This is a genomic window from Celeribacter sp., from assembly GCF_048266405.1.
Taxonomy (GTDB): domain Bacteria; phylum Pseudomonadota; class Alphaproteobacteria; order Rhodobacterales; family Rhodobacteraceae; genus Celeribacter.
The window spans coordinates 1-17,164 of sequence record NZ_JBLWZO010000020.1; the positions used below are offsets into that span (position 1 = coordinate 1).

16 protein-coding genes and 2 pseudogenes are annotated in these 17,164 nt (G+C 53.6%); 15 read left to right on the top strand and 3 right to left on the bottom strand.

Going from position 1 to position 17,164, the window contains the following annotated elements:
* From ACN0TS_RS17760 to ACN0TS_RS17780, 5 genes and pseudogenes are all read left to right on the top strand, one after another.
* Positions 1 to 194: pseudogene (locus tag ACN0TS_RS17760) on the top strand (IS110 family transposase); the annotation flags it as partial.
* A 651-nt stretch (positions 195 to 845) separates the two neighbouring features.
* Positions 846 to 1,826, top strand: a complete 981-nt coding sequence (locus ACN0TS_RS17765; RefSeq protein WP_417260665.1) for a glycosyltransferase family 2 protein — start codon at positions 846 to 848, stop codon at positions 1,824 to 1,826.
* Positions 1,819 to 2,520: a class I SAM-dependent methyltransferase gene (locus tag ACN0TS_RS17770; protein ID WP_417260666.1), complete on the top strand. Its 702-nt coding sequence runs from the start codon at positions 1,819 to 1,821 to the stop codon at positions 2,518 to 2,520. Before ACN0TS_RS17765 ends, ACN0TS_RS17770 begins: the two co-directional genes overlap by 8 nt.
* Positions 2,517 to 2,894: a GtrA family protein gene (locus ACN0TS_RS17775; RefSeq protein ID WP_417260667.1), complete on the top strand. Its 378-nt coding sequence runs from the start codon at positions 2,517 to 2,519 to the stop codon at positions 2,892 to 2,894. The genes ACN0TS_RS17770 and ACN0TS_RS17775 overlap by 4 nt, the downstream gene beginning before the upstream one ends.
* On the top strand, positions 2,891 to 4,372 hold the full coding sequence (locus ACN0TS_RS17780) for a hypothetical protein (RefSeq protein ID WP_417260668.1): 1,482 nt from the start codon (positions 2,891 to 2,893) through the stop codon (positions 4,370 to 4,372). The genes ACN0TS_RS17775 and ACN0TS_RS17780 overlap by 4 nt, the downstream gene beginning before the upstream one ends.
* A 255-nt stretch (positions 4,373 to 4,627) precedes the next feature.
* Here ACN0TS_RS17780 and ACN0TS_RS17785 read toward each other — a convergent pair.
* Positions 4,628 to 4,918: pseudogene (locus ACN0TS_RS17785) on the bottom strand (IS30 family transposase); the annotation flags it as partial.
* 284 nt (positions 4,919 to 5,202) lie between these two features.
* On the opposite strand from ACN0TS_RS17785, the gene ACN0TS_RS17790 reads away from it, so the two are divergent.
* From ACN0TS_RS17790 to ACN0TS_RS17805, 4 genes are all read left to right on the top strand, one after another.
* Positions 5,203 to 5,649, top strand: a complete 447-nt coding sequence (locus ACN0TS_RS17790) for a hypothetical protein (protein WP_417260669.1) — start codon at positions 5,203 to 5,205, stop codon at positions 5,647 to 5,649.
* 76 nt (positions 5,650 to 5,725) lie between these two features.
* Complete coding sequence (locus tag ACN0TS_RS17795; protein WP_417260670.1) at positions 5,726 to 6,172, top strand: hypothetical protein; 447 nt, start codon at positions 5,726 to 5,728, stop codon at positions 6,170 to 6,172.
* 12 nt (positions 6,173 to 6,184) lie between these two features.
* Entirely contained in the window at positions 6,185 to 7,495 is a 1,311-nt protein-coding gene (locus ACN0TS_RS17800) for a hypothetical protein (protein WP_417260671.1), read from the top strand.
* A gap of 48 nt (positions 7,496 to 7,543) precedes the next feature.
* Complete coding sequence (locus ACN0TS_RS17805; RefSeq protein WP_417260672.1) at positions 7,544 to 7,903, top strand: hypothetical protein; 360 nt, start codon at positions 7,544 to 7,546, stop codon at positions 7,901 to 7,903.
* A 76-nt stretch (positions 7,904 to 7,979) separates the two neighbouring features.
* Here ACN0TS_RS17805 and ACN0TS_RS17810 read toward each other — a convergent pair whose 3' ends face one another.
* Together ACN0TS_RS17810 and ACN0TS_RS17815 are read right to left on the bottom strand one after the other, a co-directional pair.
* Positions 7,980 to 8,804, bottom strand: coding sequence for a hypothetical protein (locus tag ACN0TS_RS17810; protein WP_417260673.1), 825 nt, complete (start codon positions 8,802 to 8,804; stop codon positions 7,980 to 7,982).
* An 824-nt stretch (positions 8,805 to 9,628) separates the two neighbouring features.
* Positions 9,629 to 10,507, bottom strand: a complete 879-nt coding sequence (locus ACN0TS_RS17815) for a LysR substrate-binding domain-containing protein (RefSeq protein ID WP_417260674.1) — start codon at positions 10,505 to 10,507, stop codon at positions 9,629 to 9,631.
* Positions 10,508 to 10,614: 107 nt separating this feature from the next.
* Here ACN0TS_RS17815 and ACN0TS_RS17820 point away from each other — a divergent pair, with 107 nt between their 5' ends.
* From ACN0TS_RS17820 to ACN0TS_RS17845, 6 genes are all read left to right on the top strand, one after another.
* A complete protein-coding gene (locus ACN0TS_RS17820) occupies positions 10,615 to 11,766 on the top strand; it encodes an ABC transporter ATP-binding protein (protein ID WP_417260675.1) in 1,152 nt (383 codons plus the stop codon).
* Positions 11,767 to 11,769: 3 nt separating this feature from the next.
* On the top strand, positions 11,770 to 12,741 hold the full coding sequence (locus tag ACN0TS_RS17825; RefSeq protein WP_417260676.1) for a carbohydrate ABC transporter permease: 972 nt from the start codon (positions 11,770 to 11,772) through the stop codon (positions 12,739 to 12,741).
* Positions 12,738 to 13,706: a carbohydrate ABC transporter permease gene (locus tag ACN0TS_RS17830; RefSeq protein ID WP_417260677.1), complete on the top strand. Its 969-nt coding sequence runs from the start codon at positions 12,738 to 12,740 to the stop codon at positions 13,704 to 13,706. Before ACN0TS_RS17825 ends, ACN0TS_RS17830 begins: the two co-directional genes overlap by 4 nt.
* Positions 13,707 to 13,798: 92 nt before the next feature.
* Positions 13,799 to 15,052: an extracellular solute-binding protein gene (locus ACN0TS_RS17835; RefSeq protein ID WP_417260678.1), complete on the top strand. Its 1,254-nt coding sequence runs from the start codon at positions 13,799 to 13,801 to the stop codon at positions 15,050 to 15,052.
* 61 nt (positions 15,053 to 15,113) lie between these two features.
* A complete protein-coding gene (locus ACN0TS_RS17840; RefSeq protein WP_417260679.1) occupies positions 15,114 to 15,980 on the top strand; it encodes a phosphodiesterase in 867 nt (288 codons plus the stop codon).
* Positions 15,977 to 16,732: an HAD-IIA family hydrolase gene (locus ACN0TS_RS17845; RefSeq protein ID WP_417260680.1), complete on the top strand. Its 756-nt coding sequence runs from the start codon at positions 15,977 to 15,979 to the stop codon at positions 16,730 to 16,732. Before ACN0TS_RS17840 ends, ACN0TS_RS17845 begins: the two co-directional genes overlap by 4 nt.
* The last annotated feature ends 432 nt before the right edge of the window (positions 16,733 to 17,164 follow it).

The following is a 17,164-nucleotide window of genomic DNA, read 5'->3' on the forward strand; positions in this document are numbered from 1 at the left end:
CGCTACATCGCAAAAGACCGTCACAACACCCACTTGCGCCGTAAGGCGTATACCGCAATCGCCGCCAAGATGGCCCGAACCGTTCACGGGATCATCAAGAACGGCGAACCATATCGCCCCTTCTTCTAGGGGTGATCGACAGCAGTAGGACCTTTCTCTGTATGTGCCGTGGAGGCAGTAAACTGACCTCGTAGATAATGTTTAGGCCTTCTGCGTTAGCGACCAAAGATCTCGTCTTAAGGACGGTGAGAGCCGCAAAAGCGTACTCTGTGTTTGTTATGGGAGAGACAGTTCGTTGACCAAGACGCCAAACTGAGCCATTCTTGAGACGTGTCGGGCACCTCGACACGACAATAACCTGATGCCAAATCAGCCGATCATTCCGCGCATAGGACGTTGTCCTAACTAATATAAGCAGGCACACCCCCACAGCGTAAACAGGTCCGCCAGAGCATCGATAGCCTTCGTCGAGTTCAGATTCCGTGCACCCCGCTCGCGAATGACGGGTAAATTTGGCGTTTGCATAACTGATTCTCCGAATTCGCCAATCCAATGATTGACGACATATGAATATCTGCATTTCTACACATAAGTTAAGCCATTAAAAACTATAGCCTTTGATCTTTCACAAGTTGGCAACTGAAAGGCAGCCAATTCCCTTCGGCGCCGAGTGATTGGATCAACATATCCGAGCGCTAGAGAAAGCGAGAAACAATCAACTTTTTTTCTGAAATTAGCTCCTCTTGCGAAATAGTCACATTTTCGCCTCGTTCGCGTGTGACTAAAGAGGAACTGAAGTGACCCCCCTCTTCCTCGTTAGTCAAACCAAATAGGCGCTAGAAATTATGAAAACGCAGGTTACATACAGTTTCGTAATCCCTTTCATGAATGAAGAAGATGTACTCGACGCGCTTCTCACCCGCATGACGGATCTCATGAGCGCGCTGGATGGACCTTGCGAAGTGATATTCGTCGATGATGGCAGCCGCGATACTGGGGCCGCGATCATCGCAGCTGCGGCCCGGCGTGATCCGCGCATAAAACTCATCCGTCTGTCGCGCAACTTCGGCCACCAAATTGCGGTAACTGCCGGACTAAATACGGTATGCGGCAAGGCGGTCATCATCATGGATGCTGACCTTCAGGACCCACCCGAAGTGGTCCACGAACTAATCGCGCAATGGAAAGACGGCTACGAAATCGTTCATGCACAGCGACGTACCCGCGAAGGTGAAACCCGGTTCAAAAAAGTGTCCGCAAACCTTTATTATCGCGTGTTGGCACGACTATCGTCTGTCGACATCCCGCGCAATGTGGGGGATTTCCGTCTAGTTGACGCCAAAGTGGTCAAGGCAATCCGTTCAATGCCCGAACGCGATCGTTACCTGCGGGGCATGTTTGCTTGGGTGGGCTACCGTCAGACTATCGTACAGTTCGATCGCCCGCAGCGGCTTGCCGGCGAAACCAAATATCCGCTAAAGAAAATGTTGCGCCTCGCGATGGACGGAGTCATCGGGTTTTCGGATGCTCCTCTTCGGCTCGCACTCTGGTTAGGCATGATCGTTTCGCTGAGCGCAATGGCCTATGGCGTCTATATCTTCGCCGTGGCGTTTTTCACCGATGGGCTGGTGGCCGGGTGGGCCTCGACAATCGTGATCCTGTCATTCCTGTCAGGGATGAACCTACTTATCAGCGGCGTGATCGGCCTTTATGTCGGGCGCATTCACAACGAGAGCAAGGAACGTCCTCTTTATTTCATTTCAGAAAGCATCGGAGTTACAGAGGTTGCGCAGATGCCCCAGCCAAGATTGGTCTCCCATGGATAATACAACACAACCGGAATTCGACGCCTATCGCGACTCCTACGTAGACACCGTTGAGCAATCGATCAGTTTCTCAGGTCTATCACACGATTTTTTCCAACAATCCAAAGCACTGATGATCCGTGACCTTCTGGCGCTGCGGTTGCCGGACCGGCCCACGCCAAAACTCTTGGACGTGGGGTGCGGGATCGGGGCACTGCACCCGCTTTTGTCAGGCATGTTTTCCTCTATCCAAGGCGTGGACATCTCAGGCGAAAGCATTGAGCGTGCGAAACTCGAAAACCCGGGTAATCTTTACAATGTATACGATGGAGAACGGCTACCATTTGCGGACAACAGTTTCGACATGACCCTCTCGATCTGCGTTATGCATCACGTACCAGTCGAGCAATGGACAGGGTTCATGGCCGAACTCACGCGCGTAGTTTCACCCGGCGGCATGGTTTGCTTGATCGAGCACAACCCGGTGAACCCGGGCACCCGTCTTTCAGTCGCTCGCTGCCCGTTCGACGAAGATGCTATGTTGCTAGGCACCCGTAAGATGCGCGGATATATGCGCCGCGCAGGGCTGGTTCAGGTGGCGACGCGAAACTTCGTTTTCTTCCCAACCAACCGCCCGAAGTTTCGAGCGTTGGAACGGCGGCTGCATTGGTTGCCACTTGGCGCACAATACGCAGCCATTGGACAGGTCCAATGATTGAAGGGCGTGTCATCGGCCAACTGGGACGGTTCGCGGGCGTAGGGGTGGCTAATTCCGCTTTCTATTTCCTGCTGGCAGCAGTATTCAGCTGGGTCTTCGACTTTACAGCACTTTCCGCGTCGGTGCTGGCCTACATACTCGCAGCTGGCGCTGCTTATCTTGGCCACAAGTTCCTGACTTTCGGACAACCAGTCCACGCGCCCAACGAGATGATCCGTTTCGCCGCTGCAACGGGGATCGGGCTATCGCTTGCGGCCCTAATTCCTACCTTGCTGGCTGGTTTCGACCCGATGGTATCTTTCGCGACCGTGCTTATGTTGGTACCGGTCTGCTCATTCCTCTTGATGAAGTTCTTCGTTTTCCGCACATGACCCGAGATTTTTCTGCCCCCGCCATCATTATGGCTATTACCGTTTACCTTTTATGGGGAACCCTTCTAAGCCACGATATTAGTTGGTATCTGATTTCGACAGGTTGGTGGCTCGACGGGGTTGAAATTTATGCTGATATTCTTGAGTTGAACCCGCCATTGGCCTTCTATCTGACAGCGATCCCCGTCTCAATCGCGCGGGTGACGGGGCTTGATCCGACGGCGACTTACAAGGGCTTCGTACTGGTGCTCACGACAGGCTCGTTGATTATCTCGCAAAGGCTTCTGAACTCTGAGGCGTCTCTTTCCCCCACGGCGCGGCGCGCGGTTCTTGCTGTAGCGGCGGTAGGGCTTTTACTCCTGCCGATCGGGGATTTCGGGCAGCGTGATCATCTATTCTCAATCCTGTTCTTGCCGTTCCTCGTGATGAACCTGCTCTCCAAAGATGCATCTAGGCCCGTACGCGCAGGGATCGCAATATGGGCAACCTTCGGCATCGCGCTTAAACACTATTTCCTACTCCTGCCACTAGCAATCCTCGCCTATCAAGTAATTGCAAGACACAGTCTGCGGCCAGCGCTCAAGGTGGAATATCTCGTGATGGCGGCCATGCTGGTACTCTACGTAGCAGCCACGGTGATCTTGCATCCGGCTTACTTCGACAGCGTCGTGCCGCTTGCAATGCAGGTCTACGGTGCCTTTGATGCACCATTTTTTTCCACCCTGTCCCACGCAAGAATCCTGATCCTCGTGCTCTTGGTTGCGCTCGCGCTTCTTGTGGTGAATGGGGCGCGGCCTCGGTCAAACGCAGTGGCGGTGTTGACCGGAGCGGCGGCAATCGCAGTCTTCCTGATCCAATCAAAAGGCTGGAGCTATCAGCGTATCCCCGCCACTATTTTCGTGATGATGGCCGTGATCTGGACGGCGGCGACACTATCCCAGACGCAAAAACAGTGGTGGCCAACCGCTATGGCGGCCGTGTCTCTCATGCTTCTTATGGCGCCGGCATTGCTCCATGGGCCGTATCAAAACTCTTTCGCCAAAGACGTCAATCCCTATTTCACCTGCGCACCAGGCAAGCGGAGTTTTCAGATTTTCAGCTCAACCGTATCTACGGGCTTTCCGTTGGCGAACTATGCCAATGCCACCCCAGCCAACCGCGCTCCCACGCTCTGGCTTTTCCCAGGAGCAAGTTACCGGCTGAGCCTCACCAAGGATCCGGCGGAGCAGGTAATTTACCGCGCCACTCTGGAGGAAGCGCGTTCGCGAGTACTCGCTGATTTTTTTCGCACTTCGCCGCAAGTGGTGATCGTCGATGAAAGCCTGCATAAGCAGTATTTTAATGGTGCCCCGTTCGATTACCTCGCCTATTTCAGCGAAAATAGTGGCTTTGCTGAGGCTTGGCGTAATTACGCGCTCAAGGGACACGTTGGGAACTATGCAATTTACACTAGGGAAGGATGCGACCTCCCTGATTGATAAGATGCATATCCTGCCGTAAAATCCGAGCACTTGCCACCGACGGTGTTAAAGTTAGAGGCTACATGGGTAAAGGAGTAGGGCCGTTTTTCAATCCATGACCACAACCTTGCGCGCAGCCGGTGTCGAGGCCTTCTCACCAGACGGATGCGACTAAGGCAGCGAGTACGAACGCAAACATGTCGATGCAGTGCGAGCGCTACGTGAACCGCGGCTCCTGTCTCCGTCAAGGGTAGGGGTTCGTCCCATTTCCGCCAGCATCCTTTCGCGGAAAACCTCTGCAGAGCTCTTCCAGCCGAGGCATTTTCTGGGCGTGTTGTTGAGCCGGTCGCAGAGCTGTTTCAGCTCATGATCGGGCATCTGTGTTATGTCTCGCGTGCGCGGCAGCCACTTCCTGACCCGTCGATTGGTGTTTTCGACAGTGCCTTTCTGCTAGGGCGATGACGGGTCACAAAACCACGTTTGCGTGCCGAGTTCGGCCTGAAGATGTGGCCAGCTCACGAACTCTGTGCCGCGGTCGAATGTGATCGATTTGCGCGCCAGGGCTTTTGCGTGTTCCAGTTGTCTGTCTCATCTTACACTCCTCAGTGGTTACGATGAGCAACAAACCCTCTCTTAGCAAATAGCTCTATTTGGACCCATAGGCGCTGACGTCAGACAATTGGGGAACTAAGGGTGTGGCTGTAAATGAACACTCTTGGAATCTTTGGGCTATAGGGGTGAGCGTCGCCGGGCGGTGGGGGGACCGGATTTTGATTTCCGCCAACACGGGAGGCACTGGGTGCCCCGTCAACCACTATTGGCTGGACCTCACGGCGTTAACTCCCAGCTTGTCCGAACCATTTGGTGGTTGCTATGAAGCCTTGGATATCGAGGTTGGCGAAGATGGAACTTTGTTTGCAACTCCTGCAGGAATAGCGACGCCATCCACTTACGTCTTTCGAGGCGGAACAGCGATTGAAACATCACAAGATATTGCGCCCCGCGAGCACAGTTCCGCAGAAAACGCGGCCTCGAACTATCCGTTCCATGGGGACTGGACCTGTGCAGACAGCGAGACCAAAGATGTCCTGACTGAACTATCTATGACATCAAACGATGTGAGCATCTCATTTATGGGAACACGTATCGACTACGAACGGGTTAATCCCATTGGCCGGAATGGGACCGCCTTTAACGTTGCTCTCCGCGATGGACAGATGGGCAGCATCTACGAGTTGAGCGACCATCACTTCCTTCTCAACTTCTCAGGCCTATCGCTGAGTTGTGAACGCTGATCACAATCAAATGAACATGGCAAAGCCCTGACCCTCCCTCAGAACCCGATCAAATTAAATTCGGAACGAAGACAAAATGCTGAAATTCATAGGTGCAATAGTTGCTTCATTTTTTGCCGCAAATGGGGCCTATGCGTCCGATTCAAAATATTACTCAGGCCAATCGTTTTGTAACGGTGAATTTAGACAAGCCTATTTGGCATCAAACGATGGCCAAAATTTCTCCATCTACCAAGAAGGAACGATGTCACGCTTCGTTGTCATGAATTTTTCTGAGCCACTCGATGCGAAGCTATTCGATAGCGGAAGAAATAACCTCAAGGTAGAAATTAGAGGAATTTCAGAAGACACTCTGGACATCGCACTAGTAGGAACTTCTTGCGGAGGTATGTTCACACTCCACCGGCAACCGGGAATGATTGAAGCATACGAAGAAGTTCAAAATCTCGCCAAAAGTGGAGATACGACCCCTGCCACAGCCGTGAAAATTAGCGATATGCTTTCCAATCTGGCTCCCTCATGACTACTGCCCGACTTGGATAAGAAAATACTGCCCGAACAAACATTCTCATCTGCGAATGAATTCTTCCAGAATTACATGAAGCAGCAAGCGGAATATCTTTCGTCCGCGCCGATTACCACCCAAAAAGAAGCAGACGAGATTATGGATTTCGTAGCGCTTTCTTACCAGCCGACCTTGGGCTTTGATCGAAACATTTACACCGAGAGAGCCTTAAGCAAGCAGTATTTAACCCAAATGGATTCCGTAGCATTTCGTGTCGCATCCAAAGGCTTCGACGTGAAGCCGATGACCATTCTCGATGACGTTCGGTTCTGCCAACTCGTGGACAGCACTCACTTTAATAGAGCTGACAGAATGGCTCCCCTCTTTGGCTTGCCTTTCCCATATTGGACGCGGAGCTTCACTGAGGATGCCATTAAACGTGTGGAAGATTGTGACGGGGAATGGAGCTCTAAAAAAGCAAAAGGGATTGCGGAGTATTATCCGAGTATTTTGCGCGCCAGTCAGCAAATGGCTGCAAAAATTGAGAAAGGCCAAGTAGAAACGGCTCTTCTTAAAGACATAAAAGATAGAGTGGCAGAAATTGAATCGCTTCCAAACACCGCCGATGTTTATTTCTCGACTGGCGGCTACGAAAATTTTCTAGACTTAGAACTGCCCGACAGATCAAGTCGTGAACTGCGAGATGCCGTCGGACAGCTTAGATCAACCGTGCGAGAACGACAGTCAACTTCTATGGCAGTTGTGAAACAATTCATCGTGGAGAAATTGGTCTTCCCCGAAAGCCAGTACATGGCGGACGACTGGCAGGAGCAGGCTTCGTACGACGCCCCCCGCTGTGCGCTGCCAGAGATACCCTCAGACGCCGATTATACTCTGAAAGGAATCCATCGGGACGCTTGTTCTATGGCGATATCAACCGCGAGCAAGCAACGTGCGCAGGCCAAATGCGAAATCACCAAATCCGAAAGCGGCCTTTCCCACGAAGAGCTTAAAACGGTCTTGCGCATAAATACTGGCGGCAACTCTTTGTTCGACTTGCCTGACATGGAGCTTGGTGATTTCTTTTGCCGCTACAATTCGAGAAGTAAAATTACATGGGAAGAAAAAGGGCTGTTTTCCACATCCTATAAGCTCAAGGCGCAGCTTCATTCTGATAAAAACCTCTCCACAACTGCGACTTTTAAGGTCGCTGACGACGGCGAGGGGTTGGTCCCAGTAAAAATCGAACATTCAGTCGGCGGCAACTTGTCAGAAATGGCTCTACAGGATCGGATGATCTGCTTGGTTGCACCGGACAAATCTTGGTGCGCGCAAAAGTAATTTTCACAATCCAGTTTATCAACCGCTTGCCCCAAAAGGAGAAGAACTTTGGCTAGTCAATCAACTTCAGCAGATCCGCGCGATTATGGAAATGCAAAGCTTGTCTACATCATGAACTTTGTAGGATTTGTCTTCCCTCTATCCGCGCTCGCCGCTTTGGCCGTGGCATATCTCTCAGACAAGTCTGACAAGGTGGTCAAGTCGCACTTACAATTTCAAATTCGGACATTTTGGTGGACGTTCCTGATGTTCTTCTTGGGTATTATTGGTGCTTTCTTTGTCGTGGGATATTTCATCTTGCTGTTTGCATTTATCTACGCTCTGGTGCGCTATATTTCGGGATTTATGCTTCTCAGCAACGGAGTAGAAGTGACAGGCTCTAAGTCCCTAAATCTTGTCGCCACCTGATCTCGAGAGACCGACTGCGGTGCCCCTATTTTAGAACCCGACATTCATGATTTATTTCCGCGAAAGGGTGATTGCCTCAAAAGCTCCAATTACACGTTTGGGCCAATTCATCCAGCACCACACGCAGCCCGGATACATCAAAGATCGCCGTGTTCGGATTCTCACCGTAGGGGATCGTCTGAAGAACAAGCCTGTCCTCGTCCAAGAGCTCTTTCAGTAGGTTCCCCGCCCAACCAGGGACAAACGTAGCATCGCGGGCAGTGGACACTCCCCACCGTTCCACTCTCGCCTGCTCCGTGCCAATCCGGACTGTGACGCGCTTCCATTCCGAATGCACATCGCCGGAATCGTCACCAAGGAAATCGCTCCAGACGACATAGGCCTCTGTTGTGTTGGATTTGCATCGCGCGATGAAGGTAACGGGCGCTCCTGATCGCGACGTGCCTGTTTCAGCAGCAAGCGTTAGCGTCACTGTCTGCGTGTCATCAATTGGGTTCGTTTCTGTCCGCACGCGCCACGCACCTGATCCCGCGCTTTCGTCAGCCAACACTACCGGCTCCACTGGCACGCCCATCTCGTTCGCCACCGCGCGGATCTCATAGGTAAATGTCCCACACAGACCTGGACTGTTGGTGTCGAATGGAGGTTCTATCGACTGGAAAACAGCCATCGTCAGCATCGGATCACCACCAAACAGACTTTGCTCGTAAAAGACTGCATAAAGCGGTTCTGGATTTCCACCACCGCAGAGCGTGTTCCCGTTTCCCAACGCACCTGGATCTTCGGAAAGGCGAAAGACTTCCGCGGTCTGCTTGTCCTGTCCTCCCTCGTCCCATGTGCGCCAAGACGCGCCGTGGGATGTTAGATTCACGACAGCGCCGTCCCCAAATGTAAGGCCCATTGAGCTGCCTTCAGTTGCAAATTCCGGATTGCCTGACAGCGTGATCGCACCCGTGATAGCACTGGCCGTTCTGCTGATGGGCGCAAACGAACGTGCGTCTTGCCAGACATGACGCTCGATTGCAGTTTGGGCAGATAGTGTATGTGGCAGGATACAACAAAGGCTCAAAATACAAGAATAATGCATAAATTCCTCAAAACTAAACTTCTTTCATTCTACGGTATGGCTTTACGGATTTGGCGCATAGATATTGGGGCCGTGGGTGACGCTCACCACATTGGGCGAATTGTGTTGAAAAACTCTCATTCAGCGCGTTGGCTCAAAATTTTTCAGAACAAAATTCTAATCTACACACATTTGGGTAGCGTCACTGGGTGCAATTAGAGTTTCAAGGAGTGACTTTCTACTTTTCCGAAACTTGTTGATACAGCAAAGAGTTTTTCAACAGAATGGGGCGGGAAATCAGACCTTTAGCTGCACCTGCACAAATCTTACTGCAGATCGGTGAAAGCGGTCATTCAAGACCGCGAATGCCTAACCAACCATGCTGCACCAACCATCAAAGGCAGCAATGCGCAGATAGCGACCTTTGCAAAGTCCGGAACCGTAGACTTCCTTCTCGTCGTGATCGGCCCTGAGCTGCCTTTCACCACTGCTCCTGATGCCGCGCTGCAGTTTCCCGAAAGCCGACATTGACAAGTGAACGCAGCATTTCGGTACACCCGAGGTCCGTTATGTGGATAAAGCGACACCTATCCGCCCAACCTTCATTCTTTCAATCTGCTTCGACTCTCAAAGTGGCGTAACGGGCTACGGGGAACTATCTATTCGGATGATGGCGAGGTTAGCATTGAGAAAAATGCATCGGTGACGCGCAAACTTCGTTGAGAGGCCAAACAGAACACATCTTCGGAATGAGTTTCGGGGAGTTGGGATACTGGAATTCGAATAACGCCATCGCGTCTGGTTGACGCCGCATCGAACATAAAGCCTATTCCCACGCCTTGCGCGCAGGCCTCATAAATCGCCTCACGCGCTTCAAGAACCAGTAGGGGTTTGATGTGTAATCCAATGTGGTCCAACACGGTATTAATCGCCCGTTGGGTTTGAGAATGCTCGGTCCGAAACAAAACGGGTTCGTTTTGCAATTCGCTGAGAGATAATGTTTGGCGGCGCGCCAATGGATGGTCTTTCGGAACAAGCGCTACAATTTTTTGGTTATAAAACGGCTGTTTAACGATGTCGTCGGCATCAGGCGCATCGGTCAGCAACCCCAGATCGGCCTTGCGATCCCTGACAGCATTTACAACCTCTTGCCAGTTGCCGAACAACAGTTGCAGCCGCACCCCCGGATAAACCCTTTGAAACCGCGACACGAGTTGCATCGCCGGCCCCGGGGCACCGCACGCAATTGAAAGCTCGCCTACTTCGAGCGTATAGGCGCGCTCCAAAATCTCCGCAGCTTCGCGTTCTGTGTCGCGCATGGACGCCGTGCGTTGAAAGAGCTGGCGTCCAATTTGCGTGAGCACGGCCCCTGCCCCCGTCCGCTCGAACAACTTGACGCTATAGGCTTTTTCAATGGTCCGAATATGCGCCGTAATTGCGGGTTGCGAGACGCCAAGCACGCGCGCCGCATCTGAAAAACTGCCTTGGCTGGCAACTTCATTGAAGACGCGGATCTGGGAGGAACTGAGCCGTTTCATGCGATGGTTTACCTACTGATGCCATAACCAAAACTTATATCGCGTCACCTATATCTCACATTCGATCCCTATACATCCCTCGAATCATTATTTCTTGGGAGTGCCGAATGGCCGAAGTATCAATCAAAGGGCTGCGCAAAAAATTTGGCGACGTTCAAATTTTGCGAGGCATTGATCTGACGATTGCGGATGGAGAGTTCGTTTCGTTGGTCGGGCCTTCTGGCTGTGGGAAGTCGACCCTTCTGCGCATCATCGCTGGACTTGAAGAGGAAAGCGAAGGGTGTGTGTCCATCGGCAACACACCCGTTACAGGTATTCGCGCGTCAGATCGCAACCTATCTATGGTGTTTCAGTCCTACGCGCTTTATCCGCACCTCAGCGTGGCGGAAAACATCGCGGTGCCGCTCATGATGCGCACCCTCAACACGTGGCAACGCTTGCCATTGGCGGGCCGCTTCATGCCGGGAGCCAAGGCTCGCATCGAAGACATCGCATCCGCCGTGACCGAGGCCGCCCAGACCCTCGAGATCGAAGCACTTCTCGATCGCAAGCCGGGCGAGCTTTCGGGCGGACAGCGTCAACGCGTGGCGCTGGGTCGAGCCCTTGTGCGCCAACCCGCAGCTTTTCTGCTCGACGAGCCCCTCTCAAACCTCGACGCGAAATTGCGTGTTCATACGCGCACCGAGATTGCCGAACTTCACCGTAAATTGGGAGCAACCTTCATTTATGTGACCCACGACCAAGTCGAGGCCATGACGATGTCTGACCGTATTGCGGTCATGATGGGCGGGGAAATCCTACAATGCGCCCCGCCACAAACGGTTTATGCCGACCCTAACGATCTGCGCGTAGCCGAGTTCATTGGTTCACCCAAAATCAACACCCTCCCCGTTGACGCGGACCACGCTGGCACCTTGTCGCTGATGGGACGCCCGCTGCCGCTGTCTGCGGCCAATCTGCGCGGGCCGCTCCAGATGGGACTGCGCCCTGAAATGCTGACGCTGACCACCACAGATCCGAGGCTTCGAGGGCGGGTTGTTCATCTCGAACACCTCGGCTCAGAAATCTTTGCGCAAATCGTTGTCGAAGAGCTTGGCGTTCGCATTGTCATGAGGGCGGAGCCCGGACGCTACGGCGCGCTGAAACCCGGCCAGATTGTCGGCATGGATTTTGACCCGAACGCCGCCTTGTTTTTTGACGTAGACGGCAAGCGCATCCGGCAGGTCGTTCCGGCGAAACAACTCGTTAAGGCGGTGTAAAAGATGGCCGTAACAGAATTCTCCACCCAAACGGACACGCGCCGCCGCACGCGCTCTCAAAAAAGTACCGCTTGGTTTTTGACCGCTCCCGCGCTGGCTCTCATGGTGGTGCTCTTGCTCGTGCCCGTCGTGTGCGCCCTGATCCTGAGTTTTACGGATTACTCGCTGGCCGCCCCCGAGGTTCAGTGGGTGGGGCTCGACAACTACGAGAAACTTTTCACGCGTTCGTCCTATGAGAAAATGCTCTGGGCGACATTTACATACGTCGCCGTCGTGGTCCCGCTTTCCGTCGGTCTCGGACTGGGGGCGGCGCTGTTGATCAACTCACTGGCGCGTGGCAAGGAATTCTACAAAACCATCTATTTCCTCCCCGTGATGGCGACACTGCTCGCCATGGCAATTGTTTGGGAACTCATGCTTCACCCGACAATTGGCATTGTGAATCGCACGCTGGAACTGGGGTGCGGCACAGTCATCGAGGGCCTTTGGCCTTGGCTCTCAAATGGCTGCGCGAACGGGATGCCGTTGTGGTTGGGCGACAAGGAATACGCCCTGTGGGTCGTGTGCTTTATCGGCATCTGGCAGGGGTTTGGCTTCAACATGGTGCTCTACCTCGCGGGGCTGACAGGCGTGCCACGTGACCTGTATGGCGCCGCGGAAATGGATGGGGCGCGTAGTGGCTGGGAGCGCTTTCGCTTGGTGACTTGGCCTGCGCTTGGCCCGACGACGGTCTTTGTCGTCACGATCACCTGCATCCGCGCCTTCCAGGTGTTTGACACGGTCGAGGCGCTCTTCCCCCAAGGCGGTGGCCCGTCGAAATCCGCATATATGATGATGTTCGCGATCTACGAAAAAGGCATCAAACAGAACCTGATCGGGATGGGCTCTGCGATCACCGTGCTGTTCCTCATTTTCGTGATGATCATCACCATCATTCAACGCCGACTGACCGAACGTAAGGTGCATTATTCATGACTCGTATTGGCGAATTCCTCAAACATGCTTTGCTTCTCCTCGGGGCGTTAATCGTCATCGTGCCCTTCTATCAGATGGTCAGCTACTCCCTCAAATCACCCGCTGAAATTGAACGCGGCATAGGTGGGTTCATGGGGTCGCAAGCGCTGATGATTGACGAGCGCTGTGTCGCCAGCAACACGCCTGACAGAGTTATTGTCGAGGCCGCGCGCGTGGAGTTTCCCCACCTGAGCGACACCGACATCCTTGGAAAATTGCTTGAGCGCGTGCGTGAAGATTGCAAAGTCCGCCCCGCCATTTTCAACTACAAAAGCGCCTTCAAAGAAGCGCCCCTCATGCGCTACCTGCTCAATGGGCTGATCGTGACAGGGTCAATCTTTTTGCTGCAAGTCATCGTCGCGCTTCCCGCCGCTTATGCGCTCTCGAAACTGAAATTCTGGGGCCGTGAAACGGTCTTTGGGTTCGTGCTGTTCTGCCTGCTCATCCCAGTTCACGCCATTGCATTGCCGCTCTATATCGGCCTCGCAAAACTGGGGCTGATCAACACATACGCCGCGCTGATCGTGCCGTGGACGATCTCCGTTTTTGGTATATTCCTGATGCGCCAATTTTTCATGACCGTCCCCGACGAGTTGATTGATGCCGCACGTATGGACGGCATGGGTGAGCTCAGTATCGTCTGGCGCGTTATGTTACCCACGGCCGTTCCCGCCTTGATGGCCTTTGCCATCTTCAGCGTGGTGGCCCACTGGAACGATTACTTCTGGCCGCGCATGGTCGTCACGGGCGACCGCAGCCTGTTCACCCCGCCGCTGGGATTACGCGAATTCAAGGCTGACATCGACGGAAGCCTCTATGGACCGATGATGGCCACCGCCACCGTGATCGTCACACCGCTGATTGTCGCTTTCCTGCTGGCCCAGAAAAAATTCATCGAAGGCATAACGCTGAGTGGCATGAAGTAGCCCGTCAGCCTTTCCCAATCCGGCACCGCCGGACCAACGGCTCTGGTGACATTTCACCCCACCAGAGCCTTCTGCAAACTGGAGACAGAAGAATGATCCGTACCACCCTCAGCGCAATGGCTTTGGTCGCTGCCACGACGCAAATCGTACAGGCCCAAGATCCCGTTACCATTGACTTCGCATACCCTTACGCGTCAGCGTTTGATGTGACGTTCGATGCCATTTTGCCGAAATTCAAAGAGAAATATCCGCACATCGAGGTTCAGTTCCGTTCCGCATACGAACACTATGAGGATGGCACGAACACAATCCTGCGCGAGTCTGTGTCGGACAATTTGCCCGATGTCACCATGCAGGGCCTTAACCGCCAGCAGATCCTCGTTGAGAAAGGCATCGCACAATCGTTGACGCCGTTCATTGCGCAAGAAGACGCCTTTGAAACTGACGGCTACCACGCCGCAATGCTCAAACTGTCGACCTTTGATGGCGACGTGTATGGCCTGCCCTTCGCTGTGTCTTTGCCCGTTGGCTATTACAACATGGATGCGTTGGCCCACGCCGGTGTGAGCGAGGCACCAAAAACATGGGAAGACATGATCGGTGTCTGCCAAAAACTGATTGCAGACGGCTCGAACAACCCCGTCTATTGGGATTGGGCGATCACAGGGAACTGGTTCTTGCAGTCTTTGATGTGGACGCAAGACAAAGCCACGGTTGAAAATGGCCGTCTGACGCTCGATAGCCCCGAGGCGCTTATCGCCCTCGAAACTGTCAAATCCATCGTTGACGGCTGTGAGATGAAGAACCTGACGTCTGACCAAGCCGTTGCGTCTTTCTCTGCGGGTGAGTTGCCAATGCTCTTTACGTCGACATCGTCAGTTGGCCGCGTTGAACGCGCCAAAGGTGATTTCACCTTTGCAACTGCAGCCTTTCCCGGTCTTACAGGCACACCCAAAGGCCTACCCGCGGGCGGCAATGCAGCGATGCTAACGTCGACATCTGATGACCCTGAAGTTCTCGCTGCAGCGTGGACATGGCTCACCTTTATCACCTCTGGTGAAGGCGCGGCAGAGGTTGCCAAAACGACAGGCTACATGCCCCCAAATCAAGCGGCCAACGACGTTATCTTGGCGGATTTCTACGACCAAAATGCCAACAAGCGCACGGCTGTAGATCAGCTGCCCCTTCTTCGCGACTGGCAGGCCTATCCAGGCGCAAACGGTCTGGCCATCACTCAGGTGATCTATGAAGGCCTTGAGATGATCGCCACGGGCGAAGCCGACGACATGGAAGAATTGCAAGAGGAGTTGGTTGAACAGGTCAACGATCTTTTGCCCACCAACTAAATCACGATTTTGCAGGGCGCCACTGAAGGCGTCCTGCGCTTTGCTCCTCGAAGGGTCCGCCATGACAAACGCAATGAAATTCATCCACCTCACTGACACCCATGTAATCGGCGGCGACCGGTTGCTATACGGGGCAAACCCCGCACGCCGCCTGTCGCGCGCCGTGGACAGCATCATCAAAGATCATGCCGACGCGGCCTTCGTGATTGTGACGGGAGACATGACACATTGGGGCGATGCGGACGCATATGCCGCATTTGCGCACGAAATCCGCCGCCTTCCAATGCCTGTCCATCTGATGGTCGGAAATCACGACGACGGCGACGCCTTCAAACACACCTTCCCTGAAGCACCACGCGATCCGTCTGGGTTTGTGCAATTCACCTTTGAAACACCCCACCACAAGGCTATCTGTCTCGACACCAAATTACAGGGCACACATGCAGGCGGATATTGCACAGAGCGTCTGGCCTGGCTCAAACAACAGCTCGAACACTCGGACGAGCCGGTTTTACTGTTCATGCATCACCCGCCGTTTCCTGTTGGCATTCAGGCAATGGACAACATCATGATGCAAGACGTCGAACCGTTTCATGACGTTATTGCCCCCCACAAGCACCGCATCCAACATCTGTTTTTCGGCCATGTGCATCGGCCAATCTTTGGCAATTGGCGAGGCGTTTCGTTTTCATGCATGCGCGGTTTGAACCATCAGGTTGCGTTGGATCTCAATCCTGAGACCACCAATGTGCCGGGTGATCTGGCACAGCCCGCATATGGTGTTGTCTTGCTCTGCGAGGATCTCGTTGTCGCACATATGTGTGAATTCGCCGACACGTCACCACGCTTTTCTCTCGCCGCGCCAGAGGGCGAAGACAATCGCGCCTATCAATTGAACATGCGCCACGAAGGTTTCACAGACCTATGAACGAACAGGTGCGACAAGCGGTCGAGGGACGCCGCCATGACAAGGCGCGCGTGCATTCCGCACAGCGAATTCTCTGCGATATTGACGGGTGCCTGATTTCAGGCTCCCGTGCTCTCAATGGGGCGTGCGCGTTTGTTGAACGCTTTTCCGATAGGTTGGCTTTGGTTTCCAACAATTCGACGGACACGAAGGCCAGCCTACAGGCGCGCTTGGAAAGCTTGGGCATGCCTCTGCGTCCAGATCAGTTTTTCCTTGCAGGCGAGGAAGCTTTGGCATGGGCGGCCGCACATTTCGGCGCGGGGCCGATGTTCTTACTTGCCAATACGCGTATGCGCACCGCCGCAGCAGATAAAAGCCTATTTCATTGCCACCGAGAGCCGCGTGCAGTGATCATCTGTCGAGATACGGACCTGACCCTTGAACGCTTGGAAATGGCGCTCCTTCACATTGCCAAAGGCTGCCCCGTCATTTTGGCCAATGACGACATCACTCATCCGGGCGACACTGGTCCCGCCATTGAAAGCGGTGCTCTGCTGCGCCTTCTCGAGACCTGTCACCCCCCCTCGCAGATCATTCGCATCGGCAAACCAAAGCCAGACTTGCTCCTGAAAGCCTTGGGGCACGTAGATGCGCGCCACGCCGTGATGATCGGAGACAATCCGAGCACAGACGCATTGGCGGCCCGTAGAGCTGGCATACCCCCCATCCTCGTCGGAAGCGCTGTAGAGCGCTGGCTGGATGACCTCGTATAACGGGTTAGCTCCATGACGTGCTCCGTCCCGAATTGTATACATATGGGTGCCTGTCAGTAAATCGCCCCCCCCAAAGTCTGCGTAATTGGGCTGCCACCTGAGGGGGATTGAAAGGTGTCTTGATTGCCCGCCAATTTAAAACATCAACCCTAGCGTGGCATGGCCGCATCAAGTGGCTTTTGATTATTCTTTCAATCGAGAGTAGTGCGGGTGTGGGTGTCCACTTTGAGACGCAGCTTCCCAACACTCACAACAACAGCAAAGGGCGGGAAATGCCATTGAAGTGGACATGAACGTGACGTCTCGGTCGCAATCCTTACGCCTTGAAGAAGCGTGAAAGTACCGCCCCATAAGTTCCTCCCCCTCTGGCTGTGTTTCAAAAGTTTAATAAAACCAACACAAAAGTGAATCGCTTGCTGCGTAACCACATTC